Annotated in this window: 15 protein-coding genes; 8 read left to right on the forward strand and 7 right to left on the reverse strand. The window is 69.1% G+C overall.

Features of this window, described 5'->3' with window-relative positions; all coding sequences use genetic code 11:
- Nucleotides 1-239: 239 nt before the first annotated feature.
- The 3 genes from DAT35_RS21320 to DAT35_RS21330 all read left to right on the forward strand — a co-directional run bounded on the left by DAT35_RS21320 (nt 240) and on the right by DAT35_RS21330 (nt 4347).
- Nucleotides 240-1739 carry a chromosome condensation regulator RCC1 gene (locus tag DAT35_RS21320; protein ID WP_108068953.1) on the forward strand — a complete coding sequence of 500 codons (1500 nt, stop codon included), beginning with the start codon at nt 240-242 and terminating at the stop codon, nt 1737-1739.
- Nucleotides 1736-3172, forward strand: coding sequence for a di-heme oxidoredictase family protein (locus tag DAT35_RS21325; protein ID WP_108068954.1), 1437 nt, complete (start codon nt 1736-1738; stop codon nt 3170-3172). Before DAT35_RS21320 ends, DAT35_RS21325 begins: the two co-directional genes overlap by 4 nt.
- 164 nt (nt 3173-3336) lie before the next feature.
- Nucleotides 3337-4347 (forward strand): NADP-dependent oxidoreductase, encoded by a 1011-nt coding sequence (locus DAT35_RS21330; RefSeq protein ID WP_108068955.1) that lies wholly within the window; start codon nt 3337-3339, stop codon nt 4345-4347.
- Between the two features lie 57 nt (nt 4348-4404).
- On the opposite strand, the gene DAT35_RS21335 is transcribed toward DAT35_RS21330, so the two are convergent.
- Together DAT35_RS21335 and DAT35_RS21340 are read right to left on the reverse strand one after the other, a co-directional pair.
- The gene (locus DAT35_RS21335) at nt 4405-6951 is read right to left on the reverse strand and encodes a VIT domain-containing protein (protein ID WP_108068956.1); all 2547 of its coding nucleotides are present in this window, start codon (nt 6949-6951) and stop codon (nt 4405-4407) included.
- Between the two features lie 4 nt (nt 6952-6955).
- Nucleotides 6956-7465, reverse strand: a complete 510-nt coding sequence (locus DAT35_RS21340) for a helix-turn-helix domain-containing protein (RefSeq protein WP_108068957.1) — start codon at nt 7463-7465, stop codon at nt 6956-6958.
- 139 nt (nt 7466-7604) lie between these two features.
- On the opposite strand from DAT35_RS21340, the gene DAT35_RS21345 reads away from it, so the two are divergent.
- From DAT35_RS21345 to DAT35_RS21355, 3 genes are all read left to right on the forward strand, one after another.
- Nucleotides 7605-8102, forward strand: a complete 498-nt coding sequence (locus DAT35_RS21345) for a DUF2721 domain-containing protein (protein ID WP_108069295.1) — start codon at nt 7605-7607, stop codon at nt 8100-8102.
- Nucleotides 8102-8905, forward strand: a complete 804-nt coding sequence (locus DAT35_RS21350; protein ID WP_146209817.1) for a hypothetical protein — start codon at nt 8102-8104, stop codon at nt 8903-8905. The genes DAT35_RS21345 and DAT35_RS21350 overlap by 1 nt, the downstream gene beginning before the upstream one ends.
- Before the next feature lie 123 nt (nt 8906-9028).
- Nucleotides 9029-9616: a superoxide dismutase gene (locus DAT35_RS21355; protein WP_108068959.1), complete on the forward strand. Its 588-nt coding sequence runs from the start codon at nt 9029-9031 to the stop codon at nt 9614-9616.
- A 48-nt stretch (nt 9617-9664) separates the two neighbouring features.
- Here DAT35_RS21355 and DAT35_RS21360 read toward each other — a convergent pair whose 3' ends face one another.
- Complete coding sequence (locus DAT35_RS21360) at nt 9665-10306, reverse strand: TetR/AcrR family transcriptional regulator (protein WP_108068960.1); 642 nt, start codon at nt 10304-10306, stop codon at nt 9665-9667.
- 88 nt (nt 10307-10394) lie between these two features.
- Between DAT35_RS21360 and DAT35_RS21365 the strand changes: the two genes are divergently transcribed.
- Entirely contained in the window at nt 10395-11105 is a 711-nt protein-coding gene (locus DAT35_RS21365) for an SDR family oxidoreductase (RefSeq protein WP_108068961.1), read from the forward strand.
- A 151-nt stretch (nt 11106-11256) separates the two neighbouring features.
- Nucleotides 11257-11925 (forward strand): hypothetical protein, encoded by a 669-nt coding sequence (locus tag DAT35_RS21370; RefSeq protein WP_158501813.1) that lies wholly within the window; start codon nt 11257-11259, stop codon nt 11923-11925.
- A gap of 4 nt (nt 11926-11929) precedes the next feature.
- Here the strand turns inward: DAT35_RS21370 and DAT35_RS21375 are convergent, their stop codons facing one another.
- From DAT35_RS21375 to DAT35_RS21390, 4 genes are all read right to left on the reverse strand, one after another.
- The gene (locus DAT35_RS21375; RefSeq protein WP_146209818.1) at nt 11930-12982 is read right to left on the reverse strand and encodes a hypothetical protein; all 1053 of its coding nucleotides are present in this window, start codon (nt 12980-12982) and stop codon (nt 11930-11932) included.
- Nucleotides 12983-13099: 117 nt separating this feature from the next.
- Nucleotides 13100-13792 carry a hypothetical protein gene (locus tag DAT35_RS21380; protein WP_108068964.1) on the reverse strand — a complete coding sequence of 231 codons (693 nt, stop codon included), beginning with the start codon at nt 13790-13792 and terminating at the stop codon, nt 13100-13102.
- A gap of 57 nt (nt 13793-13849) precedes the next feature.
- Entirely contained in the window at nt 13850-14608 is a 759-nt protein-coding gene (locus DAT35_RS21385; RefSeq protein WP_108068965.1) for a slipin family protein, read from the reverse strand.
- Complete coding sequence (locus DAT35_RS21390) at nt 14605-15945, reverse strand: nodulation protein NfeD (RefSeq protein WP_108068966.1); 1341 nt, start codon at nt 15943-15945, stop codon at nt 14605-14607. The genes DAT35_RS21385 and DAT35_RS21390 overlap by 4 nt, the downstream gene beginning before the upstream one ends.
- Between the last annotated feature and the right edge of the window lie 105 nt (nt 15946-16050).

Below are 16050 nucleotides of genomic sequence, written 5' to 3' on the forward strand. Positions count from 1 at the left end.
AATGCTGCGCCTGTGGCTTCAGCCCGCCGAGCGCACGAACTGGGTTGAGAGCCTCCCATCCCAGTCAGCTCCCAGGGGAAGTGGGGATATGCACGGAGTCTCGGGACCAGGTCCAAGAGTTTCGCCTGCACTCCATCAGATCTCCCGTCCGCTGAGTCAGTGGGCGGGTTGTGCTCGTCCCGGGGATACGTTACCGGCAGGGCTTTCCACCGGAGACGTGCTCCGGTGAAGGGAGAGTCATGCACCGACGAACGTCTTACACCCTTCTTGGAGCCGTGCTGCTGTGGGGCTGTGGTGGCAAGCCGCCGCCCGATACGAACACCCCGCCGTCCGTGGCGGACCTGACGCCGCCCACCGTACTCATCACCTCGCCGCGCGAGGCGCAGCGCCTGGGCACCTACCAGGTCATTCGGCTGGAGGGCACGGCGGGAGATGACTCCGGTGTGCGGCGGCTCACCTGGCGGCTCAACGGTGAGGAGACGCGGGCACTCGAGTCCTCGGAGGCGGAGAGCGGGCGGGCCTTCGTGCTGGACCTGATGCCTCGTCCCGGCACCAACACCGTGGTGGTGCGCGCCGAGGACGCCGTGGGCAACATCGCCGAGTCCTCCGTGTCCTTCTACTTCGGCAACCTCGTATCCGCCGGCGGCCTGCATGGCGGCGCGGTGCGCGGTGGGCATCTCTACACCTGGGGACAGAACACCCAGGGCCAGCTCGGTCAGGGTGACACCACGGCGCGTGCCACTCCCACGGTGGTGGCGGACCTGTCCCGCGTGGCCTCCATCGCCATCAACAGCAACACCTCGCTCGTGGTGCGTGAGGACGGCACGGTGTGGACGTGGGGCGCCAATGCCAGCGGGCAGCTCGGCCTCGGGACTCCTCCGGTGGAGGGGCAGACGCGCACTCCGGACACCCAGGCCCGCAACCGGCCCACGCAGGTTTCCGGGCTGACGGACGCGGTGTCCGGCGCGCTCGGATTTAGCCATGCCCTCGTGTTGAAGGCCGACGGCACCGTCGTGGCCTTCGGGAAGAACAACAACGGGCAACTCGGGGATGGCACCACCACGGACCGCGACTACCCGGTGCCCGTGCACGGGTTGAAGGACGTGGTGAAGCTGGTGGGCGGCTCGCAGCAGTCGGTGGCCCTCACGCGGGACGGCTCCGTGTGGGTCTGGGGCAATAACAACTTCGGCAACCTGGGCCAGGGTATCGCGGACTCGGATGCGCACCCCGAGCCCGCGCAGGTGCCGGGCCTCTCTGGCGTGGTGGACATCGCGAGCGGGCGTGACCATGTGCTGGCTCTGCACTCGGACGGCACGGTGTCCGCTTGGGGCCTCAACGCCAGTGGTCAGGTGGGCAACGGCGAGGGCGGCTCGGGCCTCGAGGTGCTCGCACCGGTGAAGGTCGTGGGCCTGACGGACGTGGTGGCCGTCTATGCCAACTCCAACTTCGGCCTTGCGTTGAAGGCGGACGGCACGCTGTGGGGCTTCGGCCAGAACTTCAACGGGCAGCTCGGCAACGGGCAGAGCGGCAAGGACCACCAGGTCCAGCCTCTCGCGGACAAGGCGGTCGTGGGTCTCTCCGCGCTGCGGGACGTCGCCGCGGGCTCCACGTTCGGGTTGGGTCTGCGCGAGGACGGACTGCTCTTCGGGTGGGGCTGGAACAGCAACGGCTCGCTCGGCAATGACGAGCTGCAGAACAACTGGAGCTTCCCCGAGCCCGTGAAGGTGAAGCTGCCATGAGGGTGTTCCACGGAGGGGTGCTGGCGGCGGCGCTCGCCCTGTCGCTGGCGGCGTGCCGCGAGGACCCACCGCCTCCTCCGAACGAAGAGCCCCCCGTCCGCTGGGACGTGGTCGAGCCCGACGAGGCGCTGTCGGGCGGCGAGGGGGGCACCGTCTCCAATACGAGCGCGCAGGCCTTCTCGCAGGCGCTGCCCGCGCTGACGCTGGAGCGGCGCTCGAGCTTCGTCTCGGGGCGAGGCGTCTTCGAGATTGATTGGGTTCCGGCACCGGCCTCGAGCAGCCGTGCGGACCGTGACGGGCTGGGCCCCGTCTTCCACGCGGTGGCCTGCATCTCGTGCCACCCGGCCAACGGACGGGCCGCGCCGCCGGACGAGCCCGGCTCCACGGGGGAGGCGCTGCTGGTGCGTCTGAGCATCCCGGGCACGACGTCCCACGGCGGTCCGCTCCCCGAGCCCACGTACGGAGACCAGCTCCAGCCGAAGAGCATTCCTGGTGTGCCAGCCGAGGCGTGGGTGGTGGTGAACCACTCGCCGCGTCCGGGCACCTTCGCGGACGGAGAGGCCTTCACCCTCCAGGCCCCGGAGTACGTGCTGGAGGAGCCGGCCCACGGACCCTTGCACCCGGACACGATGCTGTCGCCACGGCTCGCGCAACCGTTGTACGGGCTCGGCCTGTTGGCGGCGGTGTCCGAGGAGACGGTGCTCGAATGGGCGGACCCGGACGATGCGAACGGGGATGGCATCTCCGGCCGGCCCAACCGTGTGTGGAGCGTGCGCCAGGGCCGGACGGTGTTGGGGCGCTTCGGGTGGAAGGCCAACCAGCCGGACCTCGAGCAGCAGAGCGCGGGGGCCTTCCTCGGAGACATGGGGCTCACCACGTCCCTGTTCCCCGAGCAGCCCTGCACCTCCGCCGAGCAGGCCTGCCGGGACGCACCCCCGGGAGGAGCCCCGGAGGTGGAGGACCATCGACTGGCAGCGCTCACCTTCTACGCGCACGTGCTCGCCGTGCCGGCGCGCCGGGACGTGGACTCGCCCCGGGTGCTCCAGGGCAAGGCCCTCTTCCACCGCGTGGGGTGCGCGGGCTGCCACCGGCCCACGCTCACCACGGGCACGCTGGAGGGCCACCCGGAGCTGTCCGGGCAGAACATCCGTCCCTACTCGGACCTGCTGTTGCACGACCTGGGCGAGGCGCTCGCGGACGGGAGGCCGGACTTCGAGGCCTCGGGGAGCGAGTGGCGCACGGCGCCGCTGTGGGGCATCGGGCTGACGGCCACCGTCAACGGGCACACGCGTTTCCTGCACGATGGCCGGGCGCGCTCGCTGATGGGGGCCATCCTCTGGCACGGCGGCGAGGCCGAGGCCTCTCGCGAGGCGGTGCGTCAGCTCTCGAAGGACGAGCGCGATGCACTCCTCACCTTCCTCGAGTCGCTGTAGCGGGTGGGGTACGAACCCACGGTCCTGTTTCCGCGGACTTATCGTTTCATAAATATCACAAAGTGATGAGCCTCATCCGAGGGCGCACCGAATCCGCGCGCCCGGAATCTCATGGCGGCACCCGGCGGGTAGGCTGCCGCCGGCTCTCACCGAACAGGAGCAACATGAACGCCACCAATCATCAGTTCCGCCTGGCCGCTCGTCCGGTCGGCATGCCCAAGCGCGAAGACTGGAAGTACACCTCGGAGCCCGTTCCGGAGCCGCGAGACGGCGAGCTGCTGGTCAAGGTGCTCTACCTCTCGCTCGACCCGGCGATGCGCGGGTGGATGAACGAGGGCAAGTCCTATATCGCGCCCGTGAACCTCGGCGAGGTCATGCGCGCCGGAGCCGCGGGCCGGGTCGTCTCCAGCAAGCACCCCGGGTTCGCGGTGGGCGACTACGTCATCGGCCACTTCGGCGTGCAGGAGTATGCCCTCTCCGATGGCAAGGGCGTCGCCAAGGTCGATCCGAAGGTGGCTCCGCTGCCGGTCTACCTCGGCACGCTCGGCATGCCGGGGATGACGGCGTATTTCGGCCTGCTCGACATCGGCAAGCCGAACCCGGGGGACACCGTGGTGGTCTCGGGCGCGGCCGGTGCGGTGGGCACGGTGGTCGGGCAGATCGCCAAGCTCAAGGGCTGTCGCGTCGTGGGCATCGCGGGGGGCGCCGACAAGTGCCGGTACCTCGTGGAGGAGCTCGGGTTCGACGCCGCCATCGACTACAAGTCCGAGGACGTGAAGAAGGCGCTCAAGGCGCACTGCCCCAAGGGCGTGAACGTCTACTTCGACAACGTGGGCGGCGACATCCTCGATGCCGTGCTCACCCAGCTCGCGATGCATGCGCGCATCATCATCTGTGGCGCCATCTCGCAGTACAACGCCACGGGTCCGATGAAGGGCCCATCCAACTACATGTCCCTGCTCGTCAATCGCGCGAGCATGACGGGCATGGTGGTGTTCGACTACGCGGCGCGCTACGGCGAGGCGGCGCGGGAGATGGCCGGCTGGATGGCCGCGGGCAAGCTCAAGTCGCGCGAGGACATCGTCCAGGGCCTGGAGACGTTCCCCGACACCCTGCTGAAGCTCTTCAAAGGGGAGAACACGGGCAAGCTCGTGCTCCAGGTCGCCGCGGAGTGACGGCCGCCGCCGAGGCACACGGCAGGTGCCTCGGCGACGGAACCCGGGTGGCCCGGCTCAGCGCGCGGCGAGCGCGTCCACGTGCTGGCGCAGGGCCACTTCATTCTCCAGCCGCGAGCTGAGGCCCGCGATGGGCTGGGCGGCCTGGGCGATGCGCCCCCGGGTGCGCGGGCCCGCGGCCACGAGCCACGCCACGCCCAGGACGAGCTCGGCCACGTCGGGAGCACCGCTCAACTGCGGAACGAGCGCGAGCAGTGCCTCCACGGCCTTCTTCACCTGCGCGCCGTGCAGGGCGTGGCTGCTGGTGATGCCCTGACGCAGCAGCTCCAGCAGGGCGAGCGCGGTGGCGCGGGCCTGGCGCACGGGCTCGGGGCCCGTCCCGGTGCCCGCCCACAGGCCGCTGGCGAGCTGCTGCTCGAGCAGACCCACTCCACCGTCCGAGGCGGACTTCTCCTCCGCTCGCTCCAGCTCCATGAAATCCATGGAGGCCATTTGCTCGCTCTCGACGATGGGCTCGGGCGCCGGGGCCATCTCCTTGCGCGCCTTTCCGAGGCGGAGGCTGCCCTTGCTCTTGTCGGCGGAGCCGCCCGGACCCGCCGCGACGGCCACGGATGCTGCCGTGGGAGCCAGAGGAGGCGGCGCGTACGCGGGGGCCGGCGCCTGGGCCATGGGAGGGATGGCGCCGGGGGCCATCGGAGGCGCGCTCCCGACGTGGACCGAGAGCTTCTTCGAGGGCATGCGCGACCGCGCCGCTCCACCCGCGGAGGCCGGGGCCGCGGCGCCCTCTTCCTGCTTCGCCGTGCCGAACATGTCCCAGCCAGCGGGGGCGTGGACGGGGACGACGCGCGTCTCCGGCTGGCCCGAGGCGCGGCGCTCGCCGGTGCGCTCCTCCACCACCACGAAGGAGGTGTAGGGCGTGACGATGCCATGCGCGAGCGCGAGCTGGACGATGCGCTCCTTGAGGGACTGGGCGCGCCGGCCCACGAGCGCGGCGTCCTGCCAGGCGCGGATGCGCTCGGCGGCCCACAGCTTCTCCACCGCGGGCCGGTCGCTCTCGGCGGGGAAGCTCACGGGGATGGAGAGCGAGAACGTCTCCGCGCCCGACTTCCCCTTGAGCACCACCTTGCCACTGCCGGGCGAGGTATAGCGGCCGAAGAGGCTCCACGGCGTGCCGTCCACGAGCTGTGGGGGCTCGGCGGGGGCCAGCTCCGAGGCCTCCACGCCCTCGAAGCGCACCTCCACTCCGGTGACGCGGGGCGCGAGCGCGCGGGAGAACTGGGCCACCACCTTGTCGTCGATGCGCTCGCCGGGGTGGATGAACTCCACCGCGCCGCCCGTCTGCCGGGCCATGTCCTTGAGCAGCACGTCACTCACGTTGGTGCCGATGCCGAAGGAGTAGATGCGCGCCGTCTTGCGCGCCCCCATCACCGCGTTGAGGATTTCCGACTCGTTGCCCACCTGGCCATCGGTGAGGAGCACCACCACGCCCTCGGGCACGGCCTGCACCGCGGCCACCATGGGCTGGAGCAGCTCGGTGCCACCGCTGGCGTGCAGGGCGGCCACCCACCGGTCGGCCTGTTCCAGCGTCTTCTGGGTGAAGGTCACCGGCTCTTTGGAGAAGAGCTGGAAGGAGTCGTTGAAGGCGATGATGTTGAAGCGGTCGCCCTCGCGCAGGTGGCGCAGGCACAGGCGGAGCGCGCCCTGGGCCTGGGGGAGGCTCTCGCCGCCCATGGAGCCGGAGGTGTCCACGACGAACACCACCTCCTGTCGCTTGGGGCCCGCGGCCATGCCGAGCAGGTCCGGCACCACCGTGAGGGCGAAGGTGCCGGGCTGCTCGCCCTTGCGGTGGGTGACGAGCGTGGTGAGCGGGGTGCTCATGTCCTGGCCGCGGATGCTCAGCACGAGGTCGCGGTCCAGCGCCACGTTGGGCTGGGAGAGCTTCACGCGGGTGCCGTTCTCGGCGCGGGAGATGTCCAGCTTGTGCGAGGGGCTCTCCACCACCACCTCGCGGCCGAGCGAGATGAGCAGGTCCAACGTGAGGCCGTAGCGCGCGTCACCCACGGGAGGGGTGATGCGGTCCGCGTCGGGGACGCGGTTTGTCGGATCGGCCCAACCGTGGGCGCTGCGGTCTCCCGAGGGCGTGCCGGGGATGTAGCGGGGCGCGACGAGGGTGGGCAGGGCCCAGCGCACGCAGCCCTCTTCAATCTGGATGGCCTGGAGGAACTCCACCTCCACGAGCGTCTCCTCGCCGGGCAGCAGGTTGCCCACCTGGGCGGTGAAGACGTTGGGGCGCTCCTGGTCGAGCAGCGCGGCGCCGTGGCCGGCCGTCACCGCGTCGTCATAGGCGCGGAAGGCCTCGTCGCGCTCCTTGAGGATGCCCTGCACGCGGCGGCCGGCGCACTCCATGGAGAAGGCGGTGAGGGTGGCGTCGGAGGGGAGGGGGAAGACGTAGACGGCTTCGACGGGCTTGGGCTCGGTGTTGCGGTAGCGCTGGCGCACGCGCACCCGGGCATGGCCGCCGAGCAGCTCACCGGAGACATCCACGCCCTGGAGGGGAACCTGGGCACCGCTTTGCGTGTACAGACCTGCCTTCTCGTTCTCCATGGTTCTACCTTTCCTGGGACTCCTGGATGAGGGCGCGAATGCGTTCCGCGAGCGCCCGGGTCTTCGTGTCCGCCGTGTCGGCGAGTTGCAGCTCCAGCCCCGGCGCCAACTCCCAGCGGCGCCAGCTTGTCACCCCGGTGTCGGGGGACACAGGTGTGGCCTCGCTCTTCACCGGCGGGGCCTCGGGGGCCGGCTCGGAGGACTCCTCAGCGGGGGCCGGGGAGGCGAGCGTGAGGCTGGCCGGCCCTGCATCGGCGAGGGCCTTCAGCTCCTCGGGGCTCAGCCTCGCCAGCTCCACCTGGATGGCGTCGAGCGGGAGGAACTTCGCCTGCAGGGCGCGGATGGCCTTGAGGCGCTGCAGGTGCTCTTCCCCGTAGACGGTGTCGGGCCCCTTGAAGGGGGGAGCGGGCAGGAGCCCGCGCTGGACGTAGTAGCGCACGGTGCGGGGGGACACGCCCGCCGCCTCGGCCAGCTCCGTCAGCTTCCACTCCTTGCGTGTGTTCGTCGTGCTCACGGCCCTGACAGTAAGACTCGACAGTGGTGGTGTCAAGTCGTCACTGATAAAATGCCACTGTCATGAAGCCAGTGTCGGGATGTAGGAGGGCAGGCGACCGGGCTTGCGCGGGAAGGGGGTGGATGGGACAGAGGGGCGCATGGACGCGACGGGAGTCACGGACATCTCCTCCATCCGGCTCATTGGAGCGGCGGTGACGCCGGCGGTGATGGTGTCCGCGTGCGGCATCCTGGCCACGGGGCTGGACAACCAGATTGGGCGGATGACGGCGCGCACGCGGGACATGGTGCGCGAGTGGCGCGCGCTGCCGGAGGGCAGCCCGAGGCGCGAGGTGCTGCGGTTGGAGGTGGCCATCCTGGACCGGAGGCACGTGCTGCTGGCGAGGGCGCTGAGCCTGGCCTACGGGGCGCTCATCTCGTTCGTGCTGACGTCGCTGCTGTACCTGTCCCAGAGGCGCTTCGGCGTGCCGGACGTGTTGCCGGTGGTGACGTTCTCGGTGGGCGTGGTGTCGCTGGGCGTCGTCGCGGTGTACGCGCTGGCGTCGTTGCGGCTCGGCCGGGACGCGCTCGCGCTGGAGAAGCGCGAGATGTTCCTGGACGCGGAGCTTCCCGTGCCCACCGGTGAGCGGAGGACGTGATGCGGAGGACCCGCCTGCTCGGGTTGCTGCTGGTGGCGGGCGCGTGCGCTCGAAGTCCGAGGGAAGTGCGCCCCGCTCCAGCCTGGGCGGGGGATGAACCGCTGAGCTGGTTTGATTGTGGCAAGGGCAGCACCCTCGTGATGCGGCGCATTCCTGGGGATGGCCGTGAGCTCGCTGTCTTTCGTCAAAGGCTGATCTCCGAGCCTGACGATGCGGTTGTACGAATCGCGCTAGGCCATGGGGCCTTTCACGGCATGCACCGCTACGCCCGGCGCTCGAAGCCCACCGAGAAGCTGTTGCGCCAGGACCGTCTCGAGCTCCAGGGTGAATCGATCCCCGTGGAGGTGTTCGAGCGCACCACGAGCCTCATGGAGCTCTGTGGCGACGAGGTCTATCCCTTCTTGGGCCGTCAGTACGAGGCGGGCGGCCTGGTGGAGGAGGTCTGGAAGCGGGTAGGTGCACCTCGGGCGGAGGGTCCACTGTGGATCCGCTATGACCAGGGCCACTCACTCGTACCTCCCAAATGCATCCCTCAACTCGCGTCCTCGACCCGGGCTCCCGACGCGGAGGGCTTCATCGACGTGCGGCGTGTGCTCGAGCCCCACGTGGAGGCGGTCATCGACGGCTGGGTGTACCCCTGTATGCAGGTGCGGACCTGGAACCGCGATGACGTTCCGATCGACTCCCTGGAGTGCCCCGGCGTGCTCGGTGGCCGGGCGCGATGGGAGGCAGTGCAGCGGTTCAGCGATGGCCGGATGTGGAAGGACCGCATCGAAGTCGTGTCGTTCGACTGCCGACGTTAGTCAGGGCCGGGGATGGGCCATCAGATTGGAAATCCGCCAATAGATTAGAATCATTGCTGATTCGTGAGCAGAACGTGTGTAATCGTCCGCCACCTCTTCTGTATCCGTGAAAGGAAGCGACCGATGCCGTTCTCTCTGCCGGAGCTGCCGTACAAGAAGGATGCCCTCGCGCCCCACATCAGCGCTGAGACGCTCGAGTACCACCACGGCAAGCATCACGCCGCGTACGTGAACAACCTGAACAAGCTGCTGGACGGCAAGCCCGAGGCGAACCAGTCGCTCGAGCAGGTCATCCTGAGCAGCGACGGGGGCGTGTTCAACAACGCCGCCCAGGTCTGGAACCACACCTTCTACTGGAACAGCCTGAAGCCGAACGGTGGTGGTCAGCCGACGGGCGACCTCGCGGACGCGATCAAGCGCGACTTCGGCTCGTTCGAGCGCTTCAAGGAGGAGTTCTCGAACGCGGCCGCCACGCAGTTTGGCTCCGGGTGGGCCTGGCTCGTGCTCAACAAGGACGGCAAGCTCGCGGTCACCAAGACGCCCAACGCCGACCTTCCGCTCAAGCACGGCCAGAAGGCCCTGCTGACGCTCGACGTCTGGGAGCACGCCTACTACATCGACTACCGGAACGCGCGGCCCAAGTACATCGAGACGTTCTTCCAGAGCCTCGTGAACTGGGACTTCGCGCTCGCGAACCTCAAGGGCGGCTGAGCCACCGCGTCCTGGAGGGCGGGCCCGTCCCCCCTCCAGGGCTGGGGCTCAGTCCTTGCGACCCCCGTCCTTCTTGCGCCGAGGAGAAGGCTCGGAAGGAGTCGCCTTGAAGTTGGCCAGATGGTGCGCCAGCGCGTCCGCGAAGTGCCGGTCGAGCGGCGCATGACCGAAGAGCAGCCGGTACCAGAGCGCCCCGAAGACCTGGTCGATGAGGAGCTCCCGGTCGACCCACGCGGGCAGCTCTCCTCGTGAGTGGGCGCGCTCCAGTACCGCGCGCAGTGCCTGGCGCCGCCGTTCGATGAACTGGTGGCGGAACTGCTCCAGGAACTCCGGACGCACCTGGGTCTCCACCACCAGGGCCTTGAGGATGGGCTCGGTGGGCCTGTCTCCGTGTAGCACCTCGAAGCTGCGCCGCAGGAACGTCGAGAGATCGCCCTCCAGCGTCCCCGTGTCGGGCTCGGTGATGCGCTCCGAGGTTTCATCCGCGAGCGCGTCCAGCACCAGCGCCCCCTTCGAGGACCACCAGCGATAGATGGTCTGCTTCCCCACCTTCGCGAGCGCGGCGACCTTGTCGAACGTGAGCGCGGCGTAACCCTCGCTCCGGAGGAGCTCGAGCACCGCGTGTTGCACGGCCAGACGCGAGGCCTCGCTCCGCTTTCTTCCCGTGTGGGGCCGGGGTGTCGAATCCATGTCCGCACCCTACCGGGCCGCCTTCGGATTGACGAGACGAACCGTCTCGATTAATTACGAGACGAATCGTCTCGACAAGGGAGAGGTCATGGCTGAACGAATCGCAGTGGTGGGTGGCAGCTCGGGAATCGGTGAGGCGGTCGCGGCGCGGCTGAGCAGGCGGGGGGCGGAGGTGGTGATTGGCGGCCGGCGGGAGGATGCGCTGCGAGAGGCGCGAGCGCGGCTCGGGAACCAGGTGCGGGCGGAGGTGGTGGATGGAGCCGACGTGGCGAGCGTCGAGCGCTTCTTCGAGCGGACGGGTCCCATCGACCACCTGGTCATCTGCCTGAGCGGCCGGAAGGGCTCGGGCGCCTTCGCGAGCCTGCCGCTGGAGACCCTGGCGGAGGGGTTCCAGGAGAAGGTGGTGGCGCAACTGAGGGTGGCTCAGGTGGGCTTGAAGCGGCTGGCGGCGTCCGGGTCGATCACCTTCATCACGGCGATCTCCGCCCGGGCGGTGGTGCCGGGAGGGGCGGGACTGGGAGCCATCAACGGCGCGCTGGAGGTGATGGTGCCCACGCTCTCCGTGGAGCTCGCGCCGGTGCGCGTGAACGCGGTCTCGCCGGGCGTCATCGACACGCCGTGGTGGAACGGCGTGCCGGGGGAGCTCAAGAGCCAGTACTTCGAGCAATCGAAAGCCCGGGTGCCGGCGCGGCGCATCGGCCAGCCCGACGACGTGGCCGCGGCGGTGGAGCTGCTGGTGAGCAACAGCTTCATGACGGGAACGGTCCTGGAGGTGGACGGAGGCGCGCGGCTGGTGTGAGCGGCTTTCGTGACACGCTCTCCACCTGAGGCTCCCGATTCGCGAATGGCAGTGAACATGTCTGGGAGTCCTCCTTCATCGGCGCGCGCCTCACTGGCACTGTCTCACGTGAGCACCGGGCGACATGTCGCCGAGCCAGACGAGGACCCTCATGAAGAGAGCGACCGAGGTGGTGAAGGAGATCAGCCAGGCACTCCGGGCTGTGGATGAACAGCTCCGCCACCACCCCTACCCGGAGGCGCTGGAGCGGGGTGAGGTCCCGGTGAATGCGCTGCGGGCCTTTCCCGGGACCCAGTACCACGTCGCCACGAGTGATCTCCGCTCGATGGGGATGATGGTGCAGCGGTTCGGCCACACGCCGGCGCGAGGCTTTCTCAACGGCATCCTGCAGGGGGAGATCGCCGCCCTGGAGGGCCTGCGGGTGATGGCCCGCAGGCTGGGGATGACGCAGGAAGACCTGGAGCGATACGAAGTCACCCCCGAGGGCTTCGCCTACGCCACCAACATGGCGTGGATGGCGGCCAACGTGTCCGTGGCGGAGCTCATGGTGGGCATCCTGGTCAACTTCCCGGCGTGGGGGCACACCTGCGGACGGATGAGCCGGGCACTGCGGGCGCGCTACGGCTTCACGGAACAGGAGACGGTGTTCCTGGATGCCTTCGCGAACATGCCCCCAATCGAAGACACCGCGCTTCCCATCATCCAGGAAGGGCTGGACCAGGGGGTGGAGCCACGCCTGCTCCACCGCGCGGCGCGGTTCTTCCAGGCCTACGAGAAGATGTTCTGGGACGCGATGATGGCGGCAGCGCGGTCCCCGTGAAACGCTACTCGCAATCCGCCTCGCTCACGCCTTTGCGCTCGATGCAGACGAGGTATTCCTGGCGGCAGGCGAATTCGTTGATTCTGCCCCGGCGTTCCTCGCAGGCGTAGCGCTTCCCCTTGCACTGCTCGCACGTCTTCTTCGCCTCCCGTTGCGACGACTCGTACATCCTGCGGGCCTCTTCTTCGGCGTCCCGCTCGATCTTCGCTCGTTCCGCTCGCTCCTTCGCGTTGAGCTCCTTGGCGTAGAACTGCACGGCGAAGCCGCCCTGCCCCAGGTCGTGGATCCGCTTGGAGCTGAACGCGGAACCAAAGTTGGCCTGCAGGTCGAGCGACCCCCGCCCCGCCTTGGTCGGGCACCCCGCGCTGCCGCTGCCGCCCGGGCCGACGATGCCCGGACCTCCGACGGTCGGCGTGCCTCCCATGTCGAAGGTGAAGGTGACCCCCTTTCGGGCATGGTCGGAGAACCCGGCGTCCGGGTCGAGCCGCAGGACGGCCATGTAGCAGTGGCCCGCCTTGACCGGGAACTCGAGCGGCTCGAACGCCTCGAGGCGTCCACGGACCGGCGCACCCTCCGGATGGAAGCCCTTCGTTTCGGTGGTGATGCTGGCCTCCAGCTCCGCGGACGAGCGCTCGAAGCGCGGGTCCCATCCCTTCGCGGCGCGCCGGGCCTTTTCCGCCTTGGCCTTCCACTCCTCGCCCGCGAGGAGCGTCACGAGGCGGTAGCACTCCTGCGCATACGCACTCGTGGCGTCACTCGCGAACAGCTCTGTCGCGGCCTCCTGCGCCAGACCGAGGCTCTTGCTGCCCAGACGATCGAAGCAGTTGGAGACCTTGTTCTCCTCGTCGGAGAGGAAGTTCTTCTTCTCGACCACGTTGACGTAGAAGTCGAAACAGGGCGCGGAGACCTGTCCCTGGTGGGTACAGCGTCCCCGGTAGTACTTCGAGAGCCCTGGCTTGAGTCCCGCCTTGGCGTCCTCATCGTCGCCCTGGGCGTTGGCGAGGGGGGCGTTCATCATCAGGAACAGGAGCGTGGCTGCGACGCTCCTCCAAGGCATGGCCATCATCTTCACCTCTGGAATGGATGTGTTTATTGCATTCCGAGGCTACGAGAATTCCGGCTCACGTCCAGGGTTTCATGGAAGCAGACTTCCCGGGCGGGGACGCGCTCCTCGTCAACGCACCGCGCCAGACCCGCGCGAGCCCGTCAGCGGCTTCGCCGGCTCGGTCTCCTCCTGCTGTTCCTCCTGTCGCTGGCTCTTCGGCTTGCGCACCTCGGCGGGGTCGGGCGGCTGGGTGTGCGCGCACTGGGTGAGCACCGGAGGATCGAAGCAGTCGATCCGGAAGTCGTTCTTCTCGCACCGGCCGCGCGGAGTCGCCGCGCACTTCACGTCCGTGCGGTTGTTCTTGCAGTCATAGCCGCAGCCGATGGCCGTCGACGCCGTGAGACAGCTGGGCCGCGGAATCTCCGAGCCGAGCTCATGGATGCTGGACTCCGGCGGGTCCCAGCACTTCAGCTCGCCGAAGTGCTCCCGGCATACGCCATAGGGGGTCTGCGCACAGGCGACCTTCCCCTGCGCCACCAGACAGTTGAAGCCACAGGCCGCCTCGTCACCGATGGCCTTGCACTCGGGGCGCAGGCCCTCGTCGGGAGGATGGTGGATGGCCGCGGGCGTTGGATCGAAGCAGTACACCTCCCCATGGAACATGGCGCACGTCCCGTAGGGGGTACTGGCGCAACGGACCTCGGTGGCACTGGAGCGGCAGGCGTAGCCGCAGGCCGTCTTCCCATTGGCGAACAGGCACGAGGTGGGCGGAATCGTCGGAGCGGAGGCGAGGAGGGCGACGCCGAGGATCGTGAGGATCATGGGGGCCTGTGGGTGGAGAAGTGACGAGCCCCCCGACGGAAATGGCTACCCGTTTATTCATTTCGGCTGCCCGCTGAAGGCGCGCAGCAGGTCCAGGGGGATGGGGACGATGGTCTGGTTGCCTCCCCCCGTTATCTCCACCAGCGTCTGCAGGTAGCGTAGCTGGAGGGTGATGGGATTGCGGTTGAGGACCTCGGCGGCCATGGAGAGCTTCTCGGCGGCCTGGTGCTCGCCCTCGGCGGCGATGATTTTCGCGCGGCGCTCGCGCTCGGCCTCGGCCTGACGGGCGATGGCACGCTGCATCTCCACCGGCAGGTCGATGTGCTTCACCTCCACGTTGGAGACCTTGATGCCCCAAGGGTCCGTGTGGGCATCGAGCACTTTTTGAAGCTCGCGGTTGACGCGATCCCTCTCGGCGAGGAGCTGGTCCAGCTCCACCTGGCCGAGGATGGCGCGCAGCGTGGTCTGCGCGAGCTGGCTGGTGGCGTAGAGGTAGTCCTCCACCTGGAGCACGGCCTTGTCGGCGTGGATGACGCGGAAGTAGACGACGGCGCTCACCTTCACGCTGACGTTGTCCCGGGTGATGACGTCCTGCGGGGGCACGTCTCGCGCGACGGTGCGCAGGTCGATGATGACGATGCGCTCGATGAAGGGGATGATCCACCGGAAGCCCGCGCGCTTGAGGCCCACGAAGCGGCCGAGCCGGAAGACGACTCCGTTCTCGTACTCGTTGACGATGCGTACCCCGGAGAGGAAGGCGAGGACCAGGATGCCCAGGGGAACGAGCCATCCGAGGATGCCGGTGATGTTGCTCATGTCTTCACCTCGTCGACGAAGAGGGTGAGCCCCTCCACGCGGCGCACCACCACGCGGGCGCCGCGGGAAATGGGGGTGGGGGAGACGGCGGCCCAGCGCTCGCCATGGACGAACACCTCGCCGCCGGAGGGCGAGACGGCCTCGAGCGTCTGGCCCACCTCGCCCACGAGGCCCGCGTCTCCGGCGAGCTGGGGCATGCGGCGGGCCTGGGCGGCGCGGAAGGCGAGGAAGACGGCGGCCCCGGCGACGAAGATGGCGGTGGGGAGCACCATTCCCAGGGAGAGCCGCATCGGGTTGTCGATGAACCAGTCCGGATTGAAGCGGTCCACGAGGAACACTCCGCCGAGCACCAGCAGCACCGTCCCGGCGGCGCCGAGCAGGCCACTGGTGACGAAGAGCTCGGCGACGAGCATGGCCACACCGAGCAGCAGCAGCAGGACGGCGCCGAGGTGCACGGGGAGCGCCGAGGAGGCGAGCAGGGCGAGCACCAGGCACACCACGCCGACGATGCCGGGGGCGAAGGTGCCAGGGTGGGAGAGCTCCACGGCGATGCCGAGTCCGGCGAGGAGGAAGAGGATGTAGACGACGGCGGGCTGGGCGAGCAGGTGGAGGACGTGCTGGGAGAGGGAGGGCGTGAGCTCCACCACCTGGGCCTGGGCAGTGCGCAGCGTGACGGGCGTGTCCGCGACGGTGACGATGCGGCCGTTCGCCCATTCGAGGAAGGACGCCTCGGTGGGAGCCACGTGCTCGATGACGTGCAGCGCGAGGGCCCGCTCGGCGGGGACGCTCTCGCTCTCGCGAACGGCGCGGGCGGCCCACTCGGCGTTGCGGCCGCGTTGTTTGGCAATGGCCTCGACGAAGGCGACGGTGTCGTTCTCTATTTTCCGGGCCAGCTCCTTGCCGCCTGCCTGCTCGGGGTCCTGCCCGGTGAGGCCGACGATGGGGTGGGCGGCGCCGATGTTGGTGCCGGGGGCCATGGCGGCCAGATGCGAGGCGAGGGTGATGAAGACCCCGGCGCTGCCGGCCCGGGCACCCGAGGGCCCCACCCACACGAGGATGGGGACGCGCGAGCCGAGGAAGGCGCGGACGATGTTGCGGGTGGCCTCGAGCTCTCCGCCGGGCGTGTCGAGCCGGATGAGCAGGGCTTGATGACCGGCCTGCTGCGCGCGGCGGACGCAGTCGACGAGATAGGCGCTGGAGCCGGCATCGACCATGCCGTCGAGGACACAGCGGGAGACGACGGGTGGCGCGGGAGGCTGCGCGAGCCCGGTTGCCTGGCCGGCCAGGAGCACGCCGAGCACGAACAGTCTCCAGACCGAACGCCAGAACCAGCCCATGACGCCTCCAACCCCTCTGTCTGGAACTGCCCGGACCACCTATCCACTCCGCGCCAGCGTGTCGCCCGGTCCCGGAAGGCATCCGTCCGGCTCCGCACGGCTCCG

The organism is Vitiosangium sp. GDMCC 1.1324, assembly GCF_003044305.1.
Taxonomy (GTDB): domain Bacteria; phylum Myxococcota; class Myxococcia; order Myxococcales; family Myxococcaceae; genus Archangium.